The organism is Micromonospora endophytica, assembly GCF_003236305.1.
GTDB classification, from domain to species: Bacteria; Actinomycetota; Actinomycetes; order Mycobacteriales; family Micromonosporaceae; genus Micromonospora; species Micromonospora endophytica.
Genome location: NZ_POTX01000052.1, coordinates 1 through 16558 on the forward strand (window position 1 = coordinate 1; position 16558 = coordinate 16558).

The window sequence follows — 16558 nt, forward strand, 5'->3', positions numbered from 1 at the left end:
GGGGTCAGCGGCGGCCGCGCTTGATCTCGTGGAAGGTGGGCATCCGGAGCAGGGGGAGCAGGTGGTCCCAGAGGGCCAGGGCGTCGTCCGGGCCGGGCACCTCGGTCAGGATCGGTCCGTGCAGGCCCCGCTCGGCGTCGGGGACCATCAGCACCGGGGAGCCGATGTCCGGCCCGGCCGAACCGTACGCCAGGGCATGTGAGCGGTGCACGGCCTCGTCCCACCGTTCGTCGTCCAGCGCGGTCGCCGTGTCGTCGAGCCCGGCCGCCTCGACGGCCGCCGCCACCAGGTCTGCGCTCAACGGGTTGCCGGCGTCGTGGGTGCGGGCCCCCAACTCGGCATAGAACCGGCCGGCGTCGGCGTGCCGGCCCTCGGCGCGTAACGCCTCGACCAGGCGCAACGCCCGGCCCGAGGCGGTCATCGCCTCGGCGTACTCCGGTGGCACATCGCCGCCGTTGAGGATGGCCAGGCTGAACGCCCGCCACTCGATGCTCAGGTCGCGCGCCTCGGCGACGGAGGCCAGCCACCGCGAGGTTCGCCAGGTCCACGGGCAGACCGGGTCGAAAAAGAAGATCGCGTCCACCGTCCGAGGTTAGCGCCGACGTCGTCGGTCGGCAGCGTTCCGGGCGTGACTCGAAACGGATGTTTAAGTCGTCTCATTCTGGTCAGGTTTCGCGACTTCCCAGCTCGGGCAGTGTTGCAGCCACGAAACGTAAGGGGCGCGAACCAGCAGGTGAACGCCCTGACCGTCTCGCCGTGCGCCGGGGCACGGAAACCCTTCCCCGGTGTTGCCCAGGTGCGAGGGGGAGGGGTCATGAGCGAGCGATGCATCAGGCTCGGCACGGTGCTGCCTCATGGCGGCGCGGAGCGTGGCGGGGGCCGACATGAGCGGGGATGACCGGTTGCGCGTCCGCCGTCCGGTTCGGGTACGCGCGTTGGCGACGGCCGCCGCGCTGACGCTTGTGGCGCCGATGGCGGCCTGCGCCTCCGGCGATGACGGTGGCGTGCCCACGATCAACCTGTACTACCCGCCGGAGGAGAACTTCCAGCAGGTGGTTGACAGGTGCAACGCCGAGGCCAACGGGCGGTACCGCATCGCCAACCGGGTGCTGCCACGCGAGGCCGACGAGCAGCGGGTGCAGATGGTGCGCCGGCTCGCGGCCGAGGACACCGGCATGGACGTGCTCGGTCTCGACGTCACCTGGACCCAGGAGTTCGCCGGCGCGAACTGGATCCTGGAGTGGACCGGCCAGGACCGCGCCGAGGCGGAGGAGGGCACCCTCGAAGGCCCGCTGGACACCGCCCGGTACGAGGACAAGCTCTACGCCGCGCCGAAGCACACGAACGTGCAGCTGCTCTGGTACCGCAAGGACCTGGTGCCCGAGCCGCCGGCCAGTTGGGACGAGATGATCTCGACGGCGCAGCGGCTCAAGGAAGAGGGCCAGCCCTACCAGGTGCTCGCCACCGGCGCCCAGTACGAGGGCCTGGTGGTGCTCTACAACAGCCTGGTCGCCAGCGCCGGCGGCAACATCCTCAACGCCGACGGCACCGAGTCGGTGGTCGACGAGGGAGCGGTACGGGCGCTGGAGGCACTGCGGCACCTCGCCACGTCGGGCGTGACGTCGCCGTCGTTCAGCAACGCCACCGAGGACCCGATGCGGCTGGAGTTCCAGGCCGGCAACGGCGCCTTCCAGATCAACTGGCCCTTCGTCTATCCGGCGATGCAGGAGGCCAACCCGGAACTGGCCGAGAATGTGGCCTGGGCCCGGGTGCCGGGTGTCGAGTCGGGCACCCCGAGCCGGATGACCATCGGCGGGATCAACCTGGCCGTCAGCCGGTTCTCACCGCACCCGGAGGAGTCTTTCGCAGCGGCCAAGTGCCTGCGCAACGCGGAGAACCAGAAGTTCTCCGCGATCAACGACGGGGTGCCGCCGACCATCGAACGAGTCTTCGACGACCCGGAGATGGACGAGGCGTACCCGATGAAGGACGCCATCCTGGCGACGCTGCGGGAGCCCGCGGTGCGGCCGCTGACCCCGGCGTACCAGAGCATCTCCACCGTGACCTCGGCGATCCTGTCGCCGCCGGCGGCGATCGACCCGCAGGCCACCGCCGACGAGCTGCGCGACGCCGTCGCCGACGCGCTGGACTCGAAGGGGGTCCTGCCATGAGCGAGCGAACCAGCAAACTCAGCATCAACGCCACCCCGGCCGGCGCGGACGTCACCGCCGACGAGGCCGACCCGCGCACCGGCGGCCAGCACGCGACAGTGCCCGCCCAGCGGGCCAACCGACGCCGGCGGCCCCCGCTGAGTGAGAACAAGCGGGCCGAGCGCAAGCTGGGCTGGCTGCTCTGCGCGCCTGCGGCGCTGGTCATGGTCGCGGTCACCGGCTACCCGATCCTGTACTCGGTGTGGCTGTCGTTGCAGCGCTTCGACCTGCGCTTCCCCGACGAGCGCGAGTTCGTCGGCCTGGAGAACTACATCACCGTGCTGACCAACGAGTTCTGGTGGACGGCGTTCGGGGTGACCATGCTCATCACGGTGGTCACCGTCGCCGTGGAGCTGGTGCTCGGCATGGGGCTGGCGCTGGTCATGCACCGCACGCTCGTCGGCCGGGGCATCGTCCGCACCGCGGCGTTGATCCCGTACGGCATCGTCACGGTCGTCGCCGCCTTCTCCTGGCGGTACGCGTGGACGCCCGGCACCGGATACCTGGCCAACCTCTTCTCCGACGGCGCGCCGCTCACCGAGCGGGCCAGCTCCCTGGCGATCATCATGCTGGCGGAGATCTGGAAGACCACGCCGTTCATGGCGCTGCTGTTGATGGCGGGGCTGGCGTTGGTGCCGGAGGACCTGCTCAAGGCGGCCTCCACCGACGGGGCCACCGGGTGGCAGCGGTTCACCAAGGTGATGCTGCCGGTGATGAAGCCGGCCATCCTGGTCGCCCTGCTGTTCCGCACCCTCGACGCGTTCCGGGTCTTCGACAACATCTACGTGCTGACCTCCGGGGCCAACGAGACCTCGTCGGTGTCGATGATCGCCTACAACAACCTGATCCGGGGCCTGAACCTCGGCATCGGCTCCACCATGTCGGTGCTGATCTTCATCACCGTGGCGATCATCGCGTTCATCTTCGTGAAGCTGTTCGGTACCGCTGCTCCCGGCAGCGACGACGGGGAGAGGCGTTGAGATGACGGACACCAAGGCCAAGCTCCAGTGGGGCGTGATGAACGCCATCGTGGTCGTCTTCGCGCTGGTCCCGGTCCTGTGGATCATGTCGCTGTCGTTCAAGACGCCGGCCACGCTCACCGACGGCAAGTTCATCCCGCGCGAGTGGACGCTGGAGAACTACCGGAACATCTTCGCCACCGACCAGTTCGTCCGGGCTCTGGTCAACTCCATCGGCATCGCACTGATCGCCACCGTGATCGCCGTCGTGCTCGGCACGATGGCCGCGTACGCGGTCGCCCGGCTGGACTTCCCCGGCAAGCAGTTGCTCGTCGGGGTGGCCCTGCTGATCGCGATGTTCCCGCAGGTGTCGCTGGTCTCGCCGCTGTTCGAGATCGAGCGGCAGTTGGGCCTCTTCGACACCTGGCCGGGGTTGATCCTGCCGTACATCACCTTCGCGCTGCCGCTGGCGATCTACACGCTGTCGGCGTTCTTCAAGCAGGTCCCATGGGACCTGGAGAAGGCCGCGAAGATGGACGGCGCCACCCAGGGCCAGGCGTTCCGCCGGGTCATCGCCCCGCTGGCCGCGCCGGGAGTGTTCACCACGGCGATCCTGGTCTTCATCTTCTGCTGGAACGACTTCCTCTTCGCCATCTCGCTGACCTCCACCGAACGGTCCCGCACGGTGCCGGTGGCGTTGTCGTTCTTCACCGGCGAGTCGCAGTTCGAGGACCCCACCGGGGCGATCTGCGCCGCCGCCGTGGTGATCACCGTGCCGATCATCCTGTTCGTCCTCTTCTTCCAGCGCCGCATCGTCTCCGGCCTGACCTCCGGCGCCGTCAAGGGATAGGTGAGTTTCTCGTGGCTGACATCGTGCTCGACAAGGTGAGCAAGAAATTCCCCGACGGCACCACCGCGGTGCGCGACGTCGACCTGGAGATCGCCGACGGCGAGTTCGTGATCCTGGTCGGCCCCTCCGGCTGCGGCAAGTCCACCACCCTCAACATGATCGCCGGGTTGGAGGACATCAGCTCAGGTGAGCTGCGCATCGGCGGGGAACGGGTGAACGACAAGGCCCCGCGCGACCGGGACATCGCCATGGTCTTCCAGTCGTACGCGCTCTACCCGAACATGACAGTGCGGGAGAACATGGCCTTCCCGCTGCGGCTGGCCAAGCTGGATCGCGCCACCATCGACCAGAAGGTCGACCAGGCGGCGAAGGTCCTGGAGCTGACGTCGCTGCTGGACCGCAAGCCGGCCAACCTCTCCGGTGGCCAGCGGCAGCGGGTGGCGATGGGACGGGCGATCGTCCGCCAGCCCAAGGCGTTCCTGATGGACGAGCCGCTGTCCAACCTCGACGCCAAACTGCGGGTGCAGATGCGTACCGTGGTGTCCCGGCTCCAGAAGCAGCTCGGCACCACCACCGTCTACGTCACCCACGACCAGACCGAGGCGATGACCCTCGGCGACCGCGTGGTGATCATGCGGGGCGGCGCGATCCAGCAGGTCGGCCCGCCACAGGAGCTGTACGACCACCCGAACAACCTCTTCGTCGCCGGGTTCATCGGCTCGCCCTCGATGAACTTCCTGCCGGCCACCGTCGAGGAGGGCACCCTGCGTACCTCCCTCGGCGAGGTGCCGATCGGCGACCGGATCCGCCGCGAGTTGGAGGGCGCGGACGCATCCCGGGAGCTGATCCTCGGCATCCGTCCCGAACACTTCGAGGACGCCGAACTCATCGACGAGGAGACCCGCAGCCGGGGCATCGTCTTCGAGGCACCGGTGGACATCGTCGAGTCGATGGGCTCGGACAAGTACGTCTACTTCACCATCGAGGGGGAGCGGGCCACCGCCGCCGAGCTGGAGGAGTTGGCCGCCGACGCCGGTGCCAACGAGCTGGCCGGCGGGTCCAACCTGGTCACCCGGTTGTCGGCGGAGTCCGCCGTGGCCGAGGGCCAGACCCACCGAGTCTGGTTCAACCTGGAGAAGATCCACCTGTTCAACCCGGCCGACGGCCGCAACCTCACCCTCCACGAGGGCCGCGCCGCCGGCATGGGATGAAAGGAGGGGGTGAAAGGAGGGGCCCCCTATTAACGCCTCGTGTATAGGAAGGGCCCCCTATTAACAAAACCACCCTCGGTGCGCCTCCGGACGGAGCCGCCCCGTGCCCGACGACGGGGGAGGTCGCGGGCACGGGGCGGCGGCGACCGGGCCGTGTTGCGGGAGCAGTGCGAACACCTCGCAGCCTGTGCCAGGCTGCCATCCGTGCAGCTCCACATCGTGCCGGCCAGCGCCGGCATGCACCCCGGCTACGGCGGACCGTTCACCATGGCGGATTTGCCCGATGGCAGCCGGATAGCGCATATCGATGGGCAGGGACAAGCGCAGATAGTGGAGTGTGGGTCTTAGGGTTGTGTGGTGATCCCGATGGCGGAGCGGCCAACGACCACTGTGGAACTGTCCGGCGGCCAGGTGGAATATCGGCTGGTACGGCGCGGCGACCCCGTCGTGGTGGTGTTCCACGGCGGACACATGCGGGCCGGCCTGACGTTGGACGAGCGGGTGTACGCCGAGGCGAACGTGACAGTGCTGGCGCCGTCGCGCCCGGGGTACGGCCGTACTCCGATCACCACCGGGACGACCGTGTCGGGCTTCGCCGACGTGACCGCCGAACTCTGTCGGCACCTGGGCATCGATCGGATCGTGGCCTCGGTAGGCATCTCCGCCGGGGGACCGAGCGCGGTGGCCCTGGCCGCCCGCCACCCGGAGCTGGTCGAGCGGCTGATCACCCAGGCGGCGGTGGGGCCGCTGCCCTACCCGGATCGCCGTACCCGCCTGCTCGCGGGTGTGATGTTCTCGCCCCACATCGAGGGTCTGACGTGGGGCGGGATGCGGGCCGGGTTGCGCCGGTCCCCGGATCTGGTCCTGCGTAAGTTGCTCGCCGGTCTGTCCACCCTCCAGGCCGACCAGGTGCTGGCCGAGCTGACCCCCGAGCAGCGTACGCAATTGGTCTGGCTCTTCTCCCGGATGCGTTCCGGTGCCGGCTTCCGCAACGACCTGCGGCCCCATGAGGATCTCACCGCGCAGGTCACCCAGCCGACCCTGGTGATCGCCAGCCGCCGCGACGGTGCGCTGCCGTTCGCGCACGCCGAGGCGCTGAGCACTCGGATCTCCCGGGCCGAGCTGGTGGAAAGCCAGGCCGATCACCACTTCTACGAGTTCGCCGCCGACTGGCCCGCCCTCACCGCAACCATCCGCGCCTTCCTGGCCGCCGACCCGGCCTCCTGACCGGCCCGCAACCCGGGACCGCTGCGGATCAGCGGGCCGGGTCCGGTGCGACGATCGCGGTCACCCGGATCTCGACGCGCATGCCCGGGGCGCCGAGGGCGGGGACGCCGGTCTCGGTCCAGATGGGGGCGCGGTCGCCCATGCGCTTGCGGAACTGCTCGACCATGACGCGATTGTGGGTCTCGCCGATGAAGCCATCGACTTCGGGCAGGTGGTACGAGTTGACGTGCACCACGTCCCGCCAGGTGGCACCGGCGGTGGCGAGCGTGCGTTCGACGTTGTCGAAGGCCCGGACGATCTCGTCCTCGAGAGAGTCCGGGAAGTTGAAGTCGTCGTCCCATCCGCCCTGGCCCGAGATCTCGACGCGGTTGCCGATCCGGACGGCCTGGTGGTAGTGCATCTGGTTCAGTTGGGTATCGCCGTAGCCGGGGGTGGCGAAGAACTTCGGACGCGAATCCGCCGGATCTTCGACGACGGCGGTGGCCTCGACCTCGACCAGATGCTCCGGGGTGTGCAGCGCGGCGACCCCGATCAACGTCGCCGGTGGCGTCGCGGTGCTGCCGAGTCGAGCGGCGGCACGGGCCACGCCGTCGAGAAATGCCGGCATCTTCTCCGGCGTCCAGTCCACCACGTAGACGGTCAGGCGGACGACATCGTCGAGCCCGGCGCCGACCCCGGCAAGGGCGGTGGCCACGTTGAGGTAGCTCTGCTCGACCTGGGCGGCGAGGTCACCGACGCCTACCGTGGTGGCGTCCGCGTCCCAGGCGACCTGACCCGCGACGAAAACCTGCCGGCCACCCGTCGCCACCGCGACCTGGTGGTACGCGGTGCTCGAGGCTAGCCCCTGGGGATTGGTCAGTGTGACGGCCATGATCTGTCGGCTCCTCTTTCGCCACGTGATCGGCGGTCCGATCACGTGGTCACTTGTAGTTACTTGGAAACCGTAGGAGAGTCGAGGCGGCCATGGAAGAAGGCACTTTTCGGTGACGGAGGAACCTGATGGTGACCACACGGTCGAGCGATCCGGCCCAGAACGACATCATGCGTGCCGGCACACTGGCACGAGAGATCTTCTCGGATGTCGCCAACAAGTGGGCCCTGCTGATCATCGAGACCCTGGGTGACGGCACGCTGCGCTTCAGCGAACTGCGCGACGCGCTCGAAGGCATCAGTCACAAGATGTTGACCCAGAACCTGCGCATGATGGAACGCAACGGCCTGGTCGAGCGCACCGTGCATCCGTCGGTCCCGCCCCGGGTGGAGTACACGCTGACCGGGCCCGGCCGCGAGCTGCGCGCCACGGCCGACCTGATGTGCGAGTGGACCCGTCGCCACATCGGGCACATCGAGAGCGCACGCCAGAGCTTCGGCAGCTGAGGGCCGGTGCCTCAGGCGGCACCAGCCGAAGGGGGGATGGCGGCGAGCAACTCCGCCTCGCGGGTGGCGCTCAGCCCGGCGCGCCGGTCGCGGTGCAGGCCGGCGTCGCGTTCCCAGGCGAGGGTGTCGGCCAGCAGGTCGGCGCGGGCGCGGTGGCGCAGCCCGGCGGCGGTGGCGGCCGCGCCGCTGCGCGCCGACCAGCCCGCCCAGCCCGGCTCGACCAGCCACATCGACAGCGACTCGGGGCCCATGTATTGCGCCACGCCCTGCGCCACCAGCCAGTCGGCATCGACCTCGACCACCGGGCCGGTGTGTCCGCCGACGGCGCGGCACGCGGCGATCCACGCGCCGAACGGCACCACCGGGCCTACCGCGTTGTACGTGCCGACGGTGCCGGCCTGGGCGCTGTCCAGCAGCCAGGCCACCAGGTCGCGTACGTCGATGACCTGGGTCGGCAGGTCGGGGGTGCGGGGTACCAGCATCGGTGCCTCGGGGTCGCGGGCGGCGCGGGCGACCCAGTAGCCGGAGCGGCCGCTGTGGTCGCCGGGCCCACCGATCAGCCCGGCGCGGGCCACCAGCAGCCGCTCACCCACCTCGGCGGTGGCGAACTGCTCGCAGGCCACCTTCGCCTCGCCGTACTCCTCGCGGCTCACCACGTCCCGGGTTGTCGGCGGCAGAGTGGCGGCCGACTCGTCGGCACCGGGTGTGTCGTGCGCGGCGTACGCGCTGACCGAGGAGACGTAGCTCCAGTGCCGGGCCCGGTGGCCCAGCGCCCGCAGCGCGTCCCGGACGAAACCCGGCTGCCACGACACCTCGACGACGGCGTCCCAGTCCCGGTCACGCAGCGGGTCGTAGGCGGCGGGATCGGTCCGGTCGGCGGCGACCAGCGTGGTGCCGGGTGGCACCGCGCCGCTCTCGCCCCGGGCCAGGCAGGTGACCGCGTGCCCCCGATCAGTCGCCTGTCGGGCCACCTCCCGGCCCAGCCACGCGGTCCCGCCCAACACCAGAATTTCCATGTCACCAGCCAAGCAGCGAAGGCCCGACGACACCAAGGATCTTCGCCATGGGCAGAACGGCGACCCCGGGACCACCCCGGAAGTGGCGGTGCCAGGGTGGTCCCGGTGGCCTCCTCAGTCGGAGTGGGGCAACATCGGCCGGGCCGATGTCGCCGTCCGCCCGGGTGCCGGGTCTCCTCGGCGCTCGCCGATGGTGAGTACGACCACGGCACCGAGCAGGATCGTCGATCCGGCGACGGCGGCCATCGTCAGCCGTTCGTGCAGCAGGAGCAGCGCGATCCCGGCGGCGGTCACCGGTTCGATGAGCGCGACCACCGACGTTATGGAAACGGTTCCACGGTCTATCGCGCCGCTGACCCGGCCGCCGTAGCCGAATCGGCTGCCGCATCCGGTCGGCCCAGCCTGGCCCACTGCCGGGGGCCGGTCTCGGGGTGACTTACCCGGGTTTCCACCTTGCGGGCCGGCGGTGGCGAGGAGTCGGCGGCGCGTCGGGAACTGCCACGGACCTCGAGTCGGGTCGGCAGGATGAGTCGCTGCGGTGCGGTGTCGGGCGCTTCCCGGCGCTGGAGCAGTAGTTCGGCGGCGGATCGACCGATCTCGTATGCGGGCTGATGCACGGTGGTCAGCGCTGGTTCCACCAGGTGTGACCAGTGCGTGTCGCCGAAACTGGCCAGGCCGATGCCGGGTGGCCGCAGCCCTCGGCCGTGCAGCGCCTCCAGGGCTCCCGAGGCCATCAGGTTGTTGGTCACCAGCACCGCGTCCGGTGGTTCGGGGAGATCCAGGAGGTCGTTCATTGCCTGGTAACCGCCGCGGACCCGGAAGTCGGCGTAGGCCACCCGAGGGCGCCGCCGTGGCGCATCGCCTTCGCGGTGGGCGCGCAGGAAGCCGCGTAGTCGCTCCATCGCGGCGGCGGACCCGCGTGACCCGGTGATGCAGGCGATTCGGCGGTATCCCTCGTCCAGTAGGTGTCGGGTGGCGGCGTACGCGCCGTTCTCGTCGTCGGCGGTGACCGTGTCGATGGCCGCCGACTCGGGGGCGCGGTCGACCGCGACGACGGGTACCCCGCGGTCCAGTAGGGCGGTGACATCGGTTTCAGTGACCGACGCCGGAAAGATGACGACACCCGCCATGTGTTCGGCCAGGGCGACGTCGAGGTACTCCGCCTCCTTCTCCGGGTTGTCGTCGGCGTTGCACAGCACCACCGAGAGGTTGCTCGCTCGGGCTACGTCCTCGACCCCCCGGGCCAGCGCCGTGAAGAACGGGTTCTCGATGTCGGAGATGATCAGCGCCAGCACATCGCTGCGCTGTCTGCGCAGGCCACGGGCCACCCGGTTGGGCCGAAACCCGAGTTCCTCGCAGGCTGCCTGAACGCGGGCCGCGCGTTCGGGGCTGACGCTGCCGCCGTTGAGTGCCCGGGAGACGGTGGCGGGGGAGACGCCGGCCGCCTTCGCCACGTCGTAGATGTTGGCCATCGGGCACCTCTCGGGTCGATGGAGCCCCGGGGCTCCAGCTCACGCGGCCAGAATCACCTCTTGACAGGGGTCTGGGCGGGGGCGTTAACTTCTGCGACATCAGCATGAAATCGATTCCACGATAGTACCCCAGAGTAGCTTCGGAAGGTACTCCTCAATGGTCACTCATCCCTCATACCGGTCGCACCCCGGCCGGGCGCCGGCAACGGTCGGTAGCGCTGTCGCCACCGGCGTTCCCGGCGCCGGGGCGACTCGTCGATCGGACCTGCGCCGGTGAGCGGCACCTCGACGGTGCCGACCGCCGCCGCGCGGCGACGGCGACTCGGCCCGGTGGCGCTCTACGTGCCGGCACTGGTGCTGGTCGCGCTCGTCTCGGTCTTCCCGATCGCCTACGCGCTACGGCTCAGCGTCTACCGGACCCGGGCCCTGCGCACCGTGGAGTTCGTCGGATGGGACAACTTCGTCACCGTGTTGGGGCCGGACGGCTGGGCCGACATCGCCCGGACCTTCGTCTACGTCCTCGCCTCGCTGGTGCTGGCGGTGCCGCTCGGTCTCGCGCTCGCGGTGCTGCTCAACAAGCAGGTCCGGTTTCTCCGGGTGTTCCGGGTCGTCATCCTGCTCCCGTGGGTGGTGTCCCAGACGGTCGCCGCCCTGCTCTGGAAGTGGCTGCTCAACGGCCAGTACGGCCCGCTGCACAGTCTCTTCGGTGGTGACGGTCCACTCTCCTCACCCTGGGGATCGATGGCGTCGCTGATCGTGGTGAACGTCTGGCTCAGCTACCCACTCGCCACGATCCTCTGCCTGGCGGCGCTGCAGACCGTCCCGGCGGAGCAGGTCGAGGCATCCCGGGTCGACGGGTGTACGCCACGCCAGTCGTTCTTCCTCGTCGTCGTGCCGGCGATCCGGTCGACGCTGCTCATCCTCGTGATCATGTTGACTCTTCTCTATTTCAACATGGTCACGCTGGTCTACACGCTCACCGGTGGCGGACCGTTCTCCGGCACCCAGGTGCTGAGCCTCAATGCCTTCTTGCAGTCCTTCCAGTTCTTCAAGATCGGCATCGGCGCCGCGTACAGCGTCGTGCTCTTCGCCCTCAACATCGTCTTCGGCGTGGCGTACATCCGGGTCCTGAAGGGGAAGAACGATGGCTGACACCCTGACCGGCCCCTCGGCCGGCACGCGCGCCAAGGGGGCCGCCGGCTCGGTGCCGCTGGCCGCGAGCGGTGGACCCGTCCGTCGGGCCACCCGGCACACCGGGCATCAGGGCCGCCTCCGGCGGGCCGGCATCTACCTCGGTCTGCTGGCCGCCTCCGGATTCGCCATCCTGCCGCTGCTGTGGGGCCTGAGCACCTCGTTCAAGCCGGAGTCGACGGTGCTCGCCACGCCGGTGCGATGGATCCCGGAGCACTTCACGCTCGAGAACTACGAGGCGGTGCTGTTCCATTCGCAGATCCCGCTGAACCTGCTCAACAGCGTGATCGTCAGTGTCGTCACGGTCGTGGTCACGCTCATCATCGCGGTGCCCGCGGCCTACTCGGCGGCTCGCTACCGCTTCCGGGGCAAGGCCGGGCTGCTCTTCTTCATCCTGATGACCTCGATGGTGCCCGGCATCGCGGTCCTGGTGCCGCTCTACTACCTGGCGGTCCAGCTCGACATCTACGACACCTACCTCGTCATGATCATCATCTACTCGGCGTGGCAGGTGCCGACCATCGTGTGGATCCTGCGTGGCTTCTTCGAATCGATTCCGGTGGAGATCGAGGAGGCCGGTCGGGTCGACGGCATGTCGGCCGCCGGTGCGTTCCTGCGGCTGGTGCTGCCGCTGGCCAAGCCGGGTCTCGGTGCCGCCGCCATCATCACCTTCGTCTACGTCTGGAACGACTATCTGATCGCCAGCACCTTCGTCAGCGATCCGGACCTCCGGCTGATCTCCGTCGGCCTCTACACCTACCTCACCCAGTACGGCACCGTCTGGGGCCAGCTGACCGCTGCGGTCATGGTCACCCTGCTGCCGATGATCATCGCCTTCGTCGTGTTCGAGCGTCGCCTGGTCTCCGGCCTCTCCGCCGGCGCCAGCAAGGGCTGAACCCGCCCCCTCCGAGCTTTGGGAGACCACCATGACAATTCGCCTGGACCGGCGGCGCCTGTTGATGCTTGGCGCTGCCACTATCGCCGCCGCGGGCACCGGCAGCCTGGCCGGCTGCGGCTCCGACGACGGCTCCGGTGACGGAGTCGCCGACCTGCAACTCTGGACCTTCCTCGACCCGACCGGCACCGACCCGCGCGGTAAGGCGCTCCAGGAGATCGTGGACGGCTTCAACGCCAGCCAGAGCGCCGCCCGAGTCACCGTGACCAGCATCAACTTCGCCAAGATCGATGGTGAGGTGATCCGGGCCGCCAACACCGGCGGCGGACCCGACATCGTCAACATCTACCTTCCGCAGCTCGCCCAGCACGTCGAGGGCGGCAGCATCCAGCCGATCGACGACTTCGCCAAGGACTGGCTGGCGAAGACCGGCTCCGACTACCTGTTCCCGATCGACAGCGCGAAGATCGACGGCGAGTTGATGGCGCTGCCGTGGGAGTCGCGGGTCTGGCTGCTCTGGTACCGCAAGGACCTCCTGGACAAGTACGGCGTCACCCCACCCACCACCCTGGACGAGGCGGTGGCTGCCGGCGCTGCCATCCGCAAGGCCTCCGGCAACAAGGTCACCGGCTTCGCGATCGGCCTCTCCGAACAGTCCCTGGGCGCCGACTTCATGGAGAAGTTCGATCCGCTCACCGCCGGCTACGGCGGCACGATCATCGGTCCCGACGGCAGCGCGAGCTTCGCCAGCGACGCCGGTGTCCAGGCCATGACGATGATCAAGAGCTTCGGTGACGCCGGAGCGTTCGGCCGGGAGGTGCTCACCATGGGCGCCGACGAGGTGGTCAACGGGGTCAAGGCGGGCACCGTGGCGATGGCGATCGCGGGCAGCTTCCGGGTGGCCGCCACCCGCTCCGCCGACGGGGTCGGCGCGAACCTCGTCACCACACCGGTCCCCGGCGTGACCGCCGGCAGCCGGCTGCCCACCGCCGTCGCCGGACAGACCCTCGCCATGGGCGCCAACACCGAGCACCCGGAGCAGGTGTGGGCCTTCATCCAGTACTACCTCAGCGTCGAGTCGCAGGCCAAGTTCGCCGGTGCCGGGGTGCTGCCGGTGCTGCGCAGTGTCTACGACCAGCCGGCGGTCGCCCAGGCGAGCAACGCAGCTGAGCTGCTGGAGTGGCGTGACTACCTCGCCGCCGACGGCAAGGTCTCGGTCTACCCCGCCGACTACAGCGAACTCAGCACCAACCTGGTCAAGGCAGCCCAAAAGATGGTCTTCGACGGCGCAGCCATCCCCGCCGGGCTGACCGAGGTCCAGAACCAGTACAACCAGAACAGGAAGTGAACCGGTGGATATCCGGATGCCACAGCCAGATCCACAGCGTTCGTACGACGTGATCGTCGTCGGGGGCGGACCCTCCGGTTTCATCGCCGCCATCGCGGCAGCCCGCCAGGGTGCCCGCACGCTGGTGGTGGAGAAGTACGGCTTTCTCGGCGGTATGCCCACCAGCGCGGCGCTCGGTCCCATCTCCCCGTTCCACTTCGGTGACGAACAGGTCGTGCGGGGCATTCCCCACGAGTTCGTCGAGCGGATGGTGTCCATTGGCGGCAGCACCGGTCACCTGCGCACCACCAACCCGCACGGCAGTGGTGCCTACCTGTGCTTCTACGACCGCGAGGCGTACAAGTGGGCAGCCCTCACCCTTGCCCTCGAAGCCGGCGTGGTGCCACTGTTCCACTCGTTCGTCAGCGGCGTGTGCAAGGACGGCGACAAGGTCACCGGCGTCACCGTGACGAACAAGTCGGGCAGCCTGGACTATCACGCCAAGGTCGTCGTCGACGCCACCGGCGACGGTGACGTGGCAGCGTTGGCCGGCGCCGAGTTCGTGCTGGGCCGTGGGGGCGACGACAAGACCGCCCAGCCCGGCACGATGATGTTCGACATGGCAGGCGTGGACACCCGCGCCGTCAAGGACTACATGGACTCCCACCCGGAGGAGTTCGAGTGGGCCTCCGAGCTGGTGGCCGTCAAACCATACGCGGCAACGCTGCCGCAGGGGCACTTCGTCGGCCAGGGGTTCAAGAGCCTGATCCAGCGGGGTCTGGACTCCGGTGAGCTCTATCTCGGCCGGGACACCATCCTGTTTCTCACCACCACCCACCCGGGGGTGCTGCACTTCAACAGCACCCGCATCAGCGGCGTCGACGGCACCGACGCGGAGAGCCTGACCCGTGGCGAGATCGATGGGCGCCGGCAGGTGATGTCGCTGAGCGCGTACCTGATCAAGAATGTGCCCGGCTTCGCCGACGCCCGGCTGATCGCCACCGGCGTGCAGATCGGGATCCGGGAGAGCCGGCACATCCTCGGCGAGCACGTGCTCACCGGCGAGGAGGTGATGCGCGGCACCAAGGTGCCCGATGTGGTGTCGCGTGGCTACTTCCCGATCGACATCCACAACCTCAAAGGCAAAGAGGGGTACGGCCAAGACCAGGACCAGGGCACCTGGGGCGACCTCGACGACTCGTACGACATCCCGTACCGCTGTCTGGTGCCCCGGCGGCTGGACGGCCTGGTCATCGCCGGCCGTGCCATCTCCGCCACCCACGAGGCACACGGCTCGTTCCGAACCCAGGGCGGCGTGATGGGAATCGGCCAGGCCGCCGGGACGGCCGCTGCGGTCGCGGCGCTGGACGGGGTGGAACCACGCAAGGTCGACGTGCCCCGGCTGCAGGACGCGCTTGTCGCCCAGGGCGCTTCGCTGCGCCGGGACCCCGAGCGGGTCCGGCAGGAGCGCCAGGCGGCAGTCGAGGCGGTCCGGCGGGCCTTGGCCGAGTCGCGGATCTCCACCCAGTATCTGGCCGACGCCGGCACCTTCACCGGCACCGCTCCCCGGCTCTAGATCCGTCACCCCCCGCCGGATCAGCTGTCGACGGCCCAGTTGATGGCCGGCGGCAGCCCGAGGAAGTCGGCGTACCGGCCGAGGGCCTGCTCGACCTGCGGACGCCGGGCCGGATCGAGGTCGACCAGGGGACGTACGGTGATCGTCACGCGGGTCTTGGTGACTGTGCGTTTCCAGGTGCCGACCACCCGGCCGGCGACGACGACGGTGGACTGGAAGACGCCGTTGCCGCCGGGGATCACCGCCTGCTTGTGCTCGGGGTCGAGCATGAGCAGGCGGTCCTTGAAACCGAGCAGGTATTCGTCGAAGCCGGGCAGGGTCAGCACCTCGTCGGCCGGCGGGCGGGGCGCGTCGAGCAGCGGAGCGTGCAGCACCGACTCGACCCCGTCGACGTCGACAGTGGCCAGCTCGTCGCCGGCGGCGGCGATGGCGCGTTTCGCGTCGGCGGCGGTCAACCCGGTCCAGCCGGCGAAGTCCTGCCGGGTGGTGGGGCCGTGGCTGCGGAAGTAGCGCAGCGCCAGGGTGGCCAACGCCTCGTCCCGGTCGGGGCGGTGCTGGCCGGGCGCCCACTCGTCGAGCAGCGCGAAGGTCTGCTCGGTGCCGACGTGCGGGGCGATGCAGGTGACGCCGCGCTGGCTCGCATACCACAGCAGGTGGTAGCCGCGTTGGCCCGCGCCGTCGATGCCGGCCTCGGTCAACGCGGCCACGCACTCGGCGCGGGTCAGCCGGCCGCCGCCGGCCAGGGCGGTGCCGAGCACGTCGGCCGCGCGGTCCGCGTCGGCCTCGGAGAGGCCGAGGAACTCGCGCCGCCGGGCCGCTCCGGCCAGCGCGCGTACGCCGGTCAGCTCCAGCAGCCAGCGGGCGTCGCGGGCCGGCACCAGGTGGATGGTGCCGCGCATCGGCCAGGTTCGTAGCGCCTCCCGCCGCTCCAGCGCGGCGTGCACGTCCGCGTGGCTGGAGCCGGGCAGCCGGACGCCGAGCGACCACATGCCGCTGGCCACGTCCTGCGCCTGCATGGCACCGAACCACTCCACCACCTCGGCCACCGTGCCGAGCGGTGCGGCGGTGGGATGCGGACGCAGCCGGAGACTTGTCATCCGCAATGCGAGCGCCTCGGTACCGGTGAGCGCTGCGGTGCCGGTGGGTGCCACGAGGCTGGCCGCCTTCCTGACGAGGTCGACGGCAGCATAAGCGGGGCCACCGACATCGGGCGCCGGGTCGAAGGCCGTGCCCCTGATCGCGCTACG

The 16558-nt window shown here is 69.5% G+C and carries 16 protein-coding genes and 2 pseudogenes; 11 read left to right on the forward strand and 7 right to left on the reverse strand.

Translation table 11 applies throughout. The features are described 5' to 3' along the window. Nucleotides 1–4: 4 nt before the first annotated feature. The gene (locus C1I93_RS10565; protein WP_111243074.1) at nucleotides 5–583 is read right to left on the reverse strand and encodes a DsbA family protein; all 579 of its coding nucleotides are present in this window, start codon (nucleotides 581–583) and stop codon (nucleotides 5–7) included. Nucleotides 584–884: 301 nt separating this feature from the next. On the opposite strand from C1I93_RS10565, the gene C1I93_RS10570 reads away from it, so the two are divergent. From C1I93_RS10570 to C1I93_RS10590, 6 genes and pseudogenes are all read left to right on the forward strand, one after another. After that, entirely contained in the window at nucleotides 885–2171 is a 1287-nt protein-coding gene (locus C1I93_RS10570; protein WP_111243095.1) for an ABC transporter substrate-binding protein, read from the forward strand. Then, the gene (locus tag C1I93_RS10575) at nucleotides 2168–3190 is read left to right on the forward strand and encodes a carbohydrate ABC transporter permease (RefSeq protein WP_223256539.1); all 1023 of its coding nucleotides are present in this window, start codon (nucleotides 2168–2170) and stop codon (nucleotides 3188–3190) included. Before C1I93_RS10570 ends, C1I93_RS10575 begins: the two co-directional genes overlap by 4 nt. Nucleotide 3191: 1 nt before the next feature. Further along, complete coding sequence (locus C1I93_RS10580; protein ID WP_111243075.1) at nucleotides 3192–4019, forward strand: carbohydrate ABC transporter permease; 828 nt, start codon at nucleotides 3192–3194, stop codon at nucleotides 4017–4019. 11 nt (nucleotides 4020–4030) lie between these two features. After that, on the forward strand, nucleotides 4031–5230 hold the full coding sequence (locus tag C1I93_RS10585) for an ABC transporter ATP-binding protein (protein WP_111243076.1): 1200 nt from the start codon (nucleotides 4031–4033) through the stop codon (nucleotides 5228–5230). A gap of 141 nt (nucleotides 5231–5371) precedes the next feature. Continuing rightward, nucleotides 5372–5566 (forward strand): annotated as a pseudogene (locus C1I93_RS32375) (Scr1 family TA system antitoxin-like transcriptional regulator); the annotation flags it as partial. Nucleotides 5567–5596: 30 nt separating this feature from the next. Then, a complete protein-coding gene (locus tag C1I93_RS10590) occupies nucleotides 5597–6457 on the forward strand; it encodes an alpha/beta fold hydrolase (protein ID WP_111243077.1) in 861 nt (286 codons plus the stop codon). A 28-nt stretch (nucleotides 6458–6485) separates the two neighbouring features. Here the strand turns inward: C1I93_RS10590 and C1I93_RS32380 are convergent, their stop codons facing one another. Beyond that, nucleotides 6486–6857: a Rid family hydrolase gene (locus C1I93_RS32380; RefSeq protein ID WP_111243097.1), complete on the reverse strand. Its 372-nt coding sequence runs from the start codon at nucleotides 6855–6857 to the stop codon at nucleotides 6486–6488. Nucleotides 6858–6923: 66 nt separating this feature from the next. Continuing rightward, nucleotides 6924–7328, reverse strand: a pseudogene (locus C1I93_RS32385) (RidA family protein); the annotation flags it as partial. A gap of 170 nt (nucleotides 7329–7498) precedes the next feature. Between C1I93_RS32385 and C1I93_RS10605 the strand changes: the two are divergent. After that, nucleotides 7499–7834, forward strand: coding sequence for a winged helix-turn-helix transcriptional regulator (locus C1I93_RS10605; protein WP_223256540.1), 336 nt, complete (start codon nucleotides 7499–7501; stop codon nucleotides 7832–7834). A gap of 11 nt (nucleotides 7835–7845) precedes the next feature. Here the strand turns inward: C1I93_RS10605 and C1I93_RS10610 are convergent, their stop codons facing one another. From C1I93_RS10610 to C1I93_RS10620, 3 genes are all read right to left on the reverse strand, one after another. After that, nucleotides 7846–8850 (reverse strand): NAD-dependent epimerase/dehydratase family protein, encoded by a 1005-nt coding sequence (locus C1I93_RS10610; RefSeq protein ID WP_111243079.1) that lies wholly within the window; start codon nucleotides 8848–8850, stop codon nucleotides 7846–7848. 114 nt (nucleotides 8851–8964) lie between these two features. Continuing rightward, entirely contained in the window at nucleotides 8965–9165 is a 201-nt protein-coding gene (locus C1I93_RS10615; RefSeq protein WP_181445109.1) for a hypothetical protein, read from the reverse strand. A 26-nt stretch (nucleotides 9166–9191) separates the two neighbouring features. Continuing rightward, the gene (locus C1I93_RS10620; protein ID WP_111243080.1) at nucleotides 9192–10322 is read right to left on the reverse strand and encodes a LacI family DNA-binding transcriptional regulator; all 1131 of its coding nucleotides are present in this window, start codon (nucleotides 10320–10322) and stop codon (nucleotides 9192–9194) included. Nucleotides 10323–10595: 273 nt separating this feature from the next. Here C1I93_RS10620 and C1I93_RS10625 point away from each other — a divergent pair, with 273 nt between their 5' ends. Genes C1I93_RS10625 through C1I93_RS10640 form a run of 4 tightly spaced genes read left to right on the forward strand, consistent with a single transcriptional unit; the run spans nucleotide 10596 to nucleotide 15311 of the window. Next, nucleotides 10596–11474, forward strand: a complete 879-nt coding sequence (locus C1I93_RS10625) for a carbohydrate ABC transporter permease (protein ID WP_181445110.1) — start codon at nucleotides 10596–10598, stop codon at nucleotides 11472–11474. Next, nucleotides 11467–12408: a carbohydrate ABC transporter permease gene (locus C1I93_RS10630; protein ID WP_111243082.1), complete on the forward strand. Its 942-nt coding sequence runs from the start codon at nucleotides 11467–11469 to the stop codon at nucleotides 12406–12408. The genes C1I93_RS10625 and C1I93_RS10630 overlap by 8 nt, the downstream gene beginning before the upstream one ends. 31 nt (nucleotides 12409–12439) lie before the next feature. After that, complete coding sequence (locus tag C1I93_RS10635; RefSeq protein ID WP_146603475.1) at nucleotides 12440–13756, forward strand: ABC transporter substrate-binding protein; 1317 nt, start codon at nucleotides 12440–12442, stop codon at nucleotides 13754–13756. A gap of 16 nt (nucleotides 13757–13772) precedes the next feature. Continuing rightward, nucleotides 13773–15311 carry an FAD-dependent oxidoreductase gene (locus tag C1I93_RS10640; protein WP_111243084.1) on the forward strand — a complete coding sequence of 513 codons (1539 nt, stop codon included), beginning with the start codon at nucleotides 13773–13775 and terminating at the stop codon, nucleotides 15309–15311. Between the two features lie 20 nt (nucleotides 15312–15331). On the opposite strand, the gene C1I93_RS10645 is transcribed toward C1I93_RS10640, so the two are convergent. Beyond that, a complete protein-coding gene (locus C1I93_RS10645) occupies nucleotides 15332–16408 on the reverse strand; it encodes a winged helix DNA-binding domain-containing protein (protein WP_111243098.1) in 1077 nt (358 codons plus the stop codon). Between the last annotated feature and the right edge of the window lie 150 nt (nucleotides 16409–16558).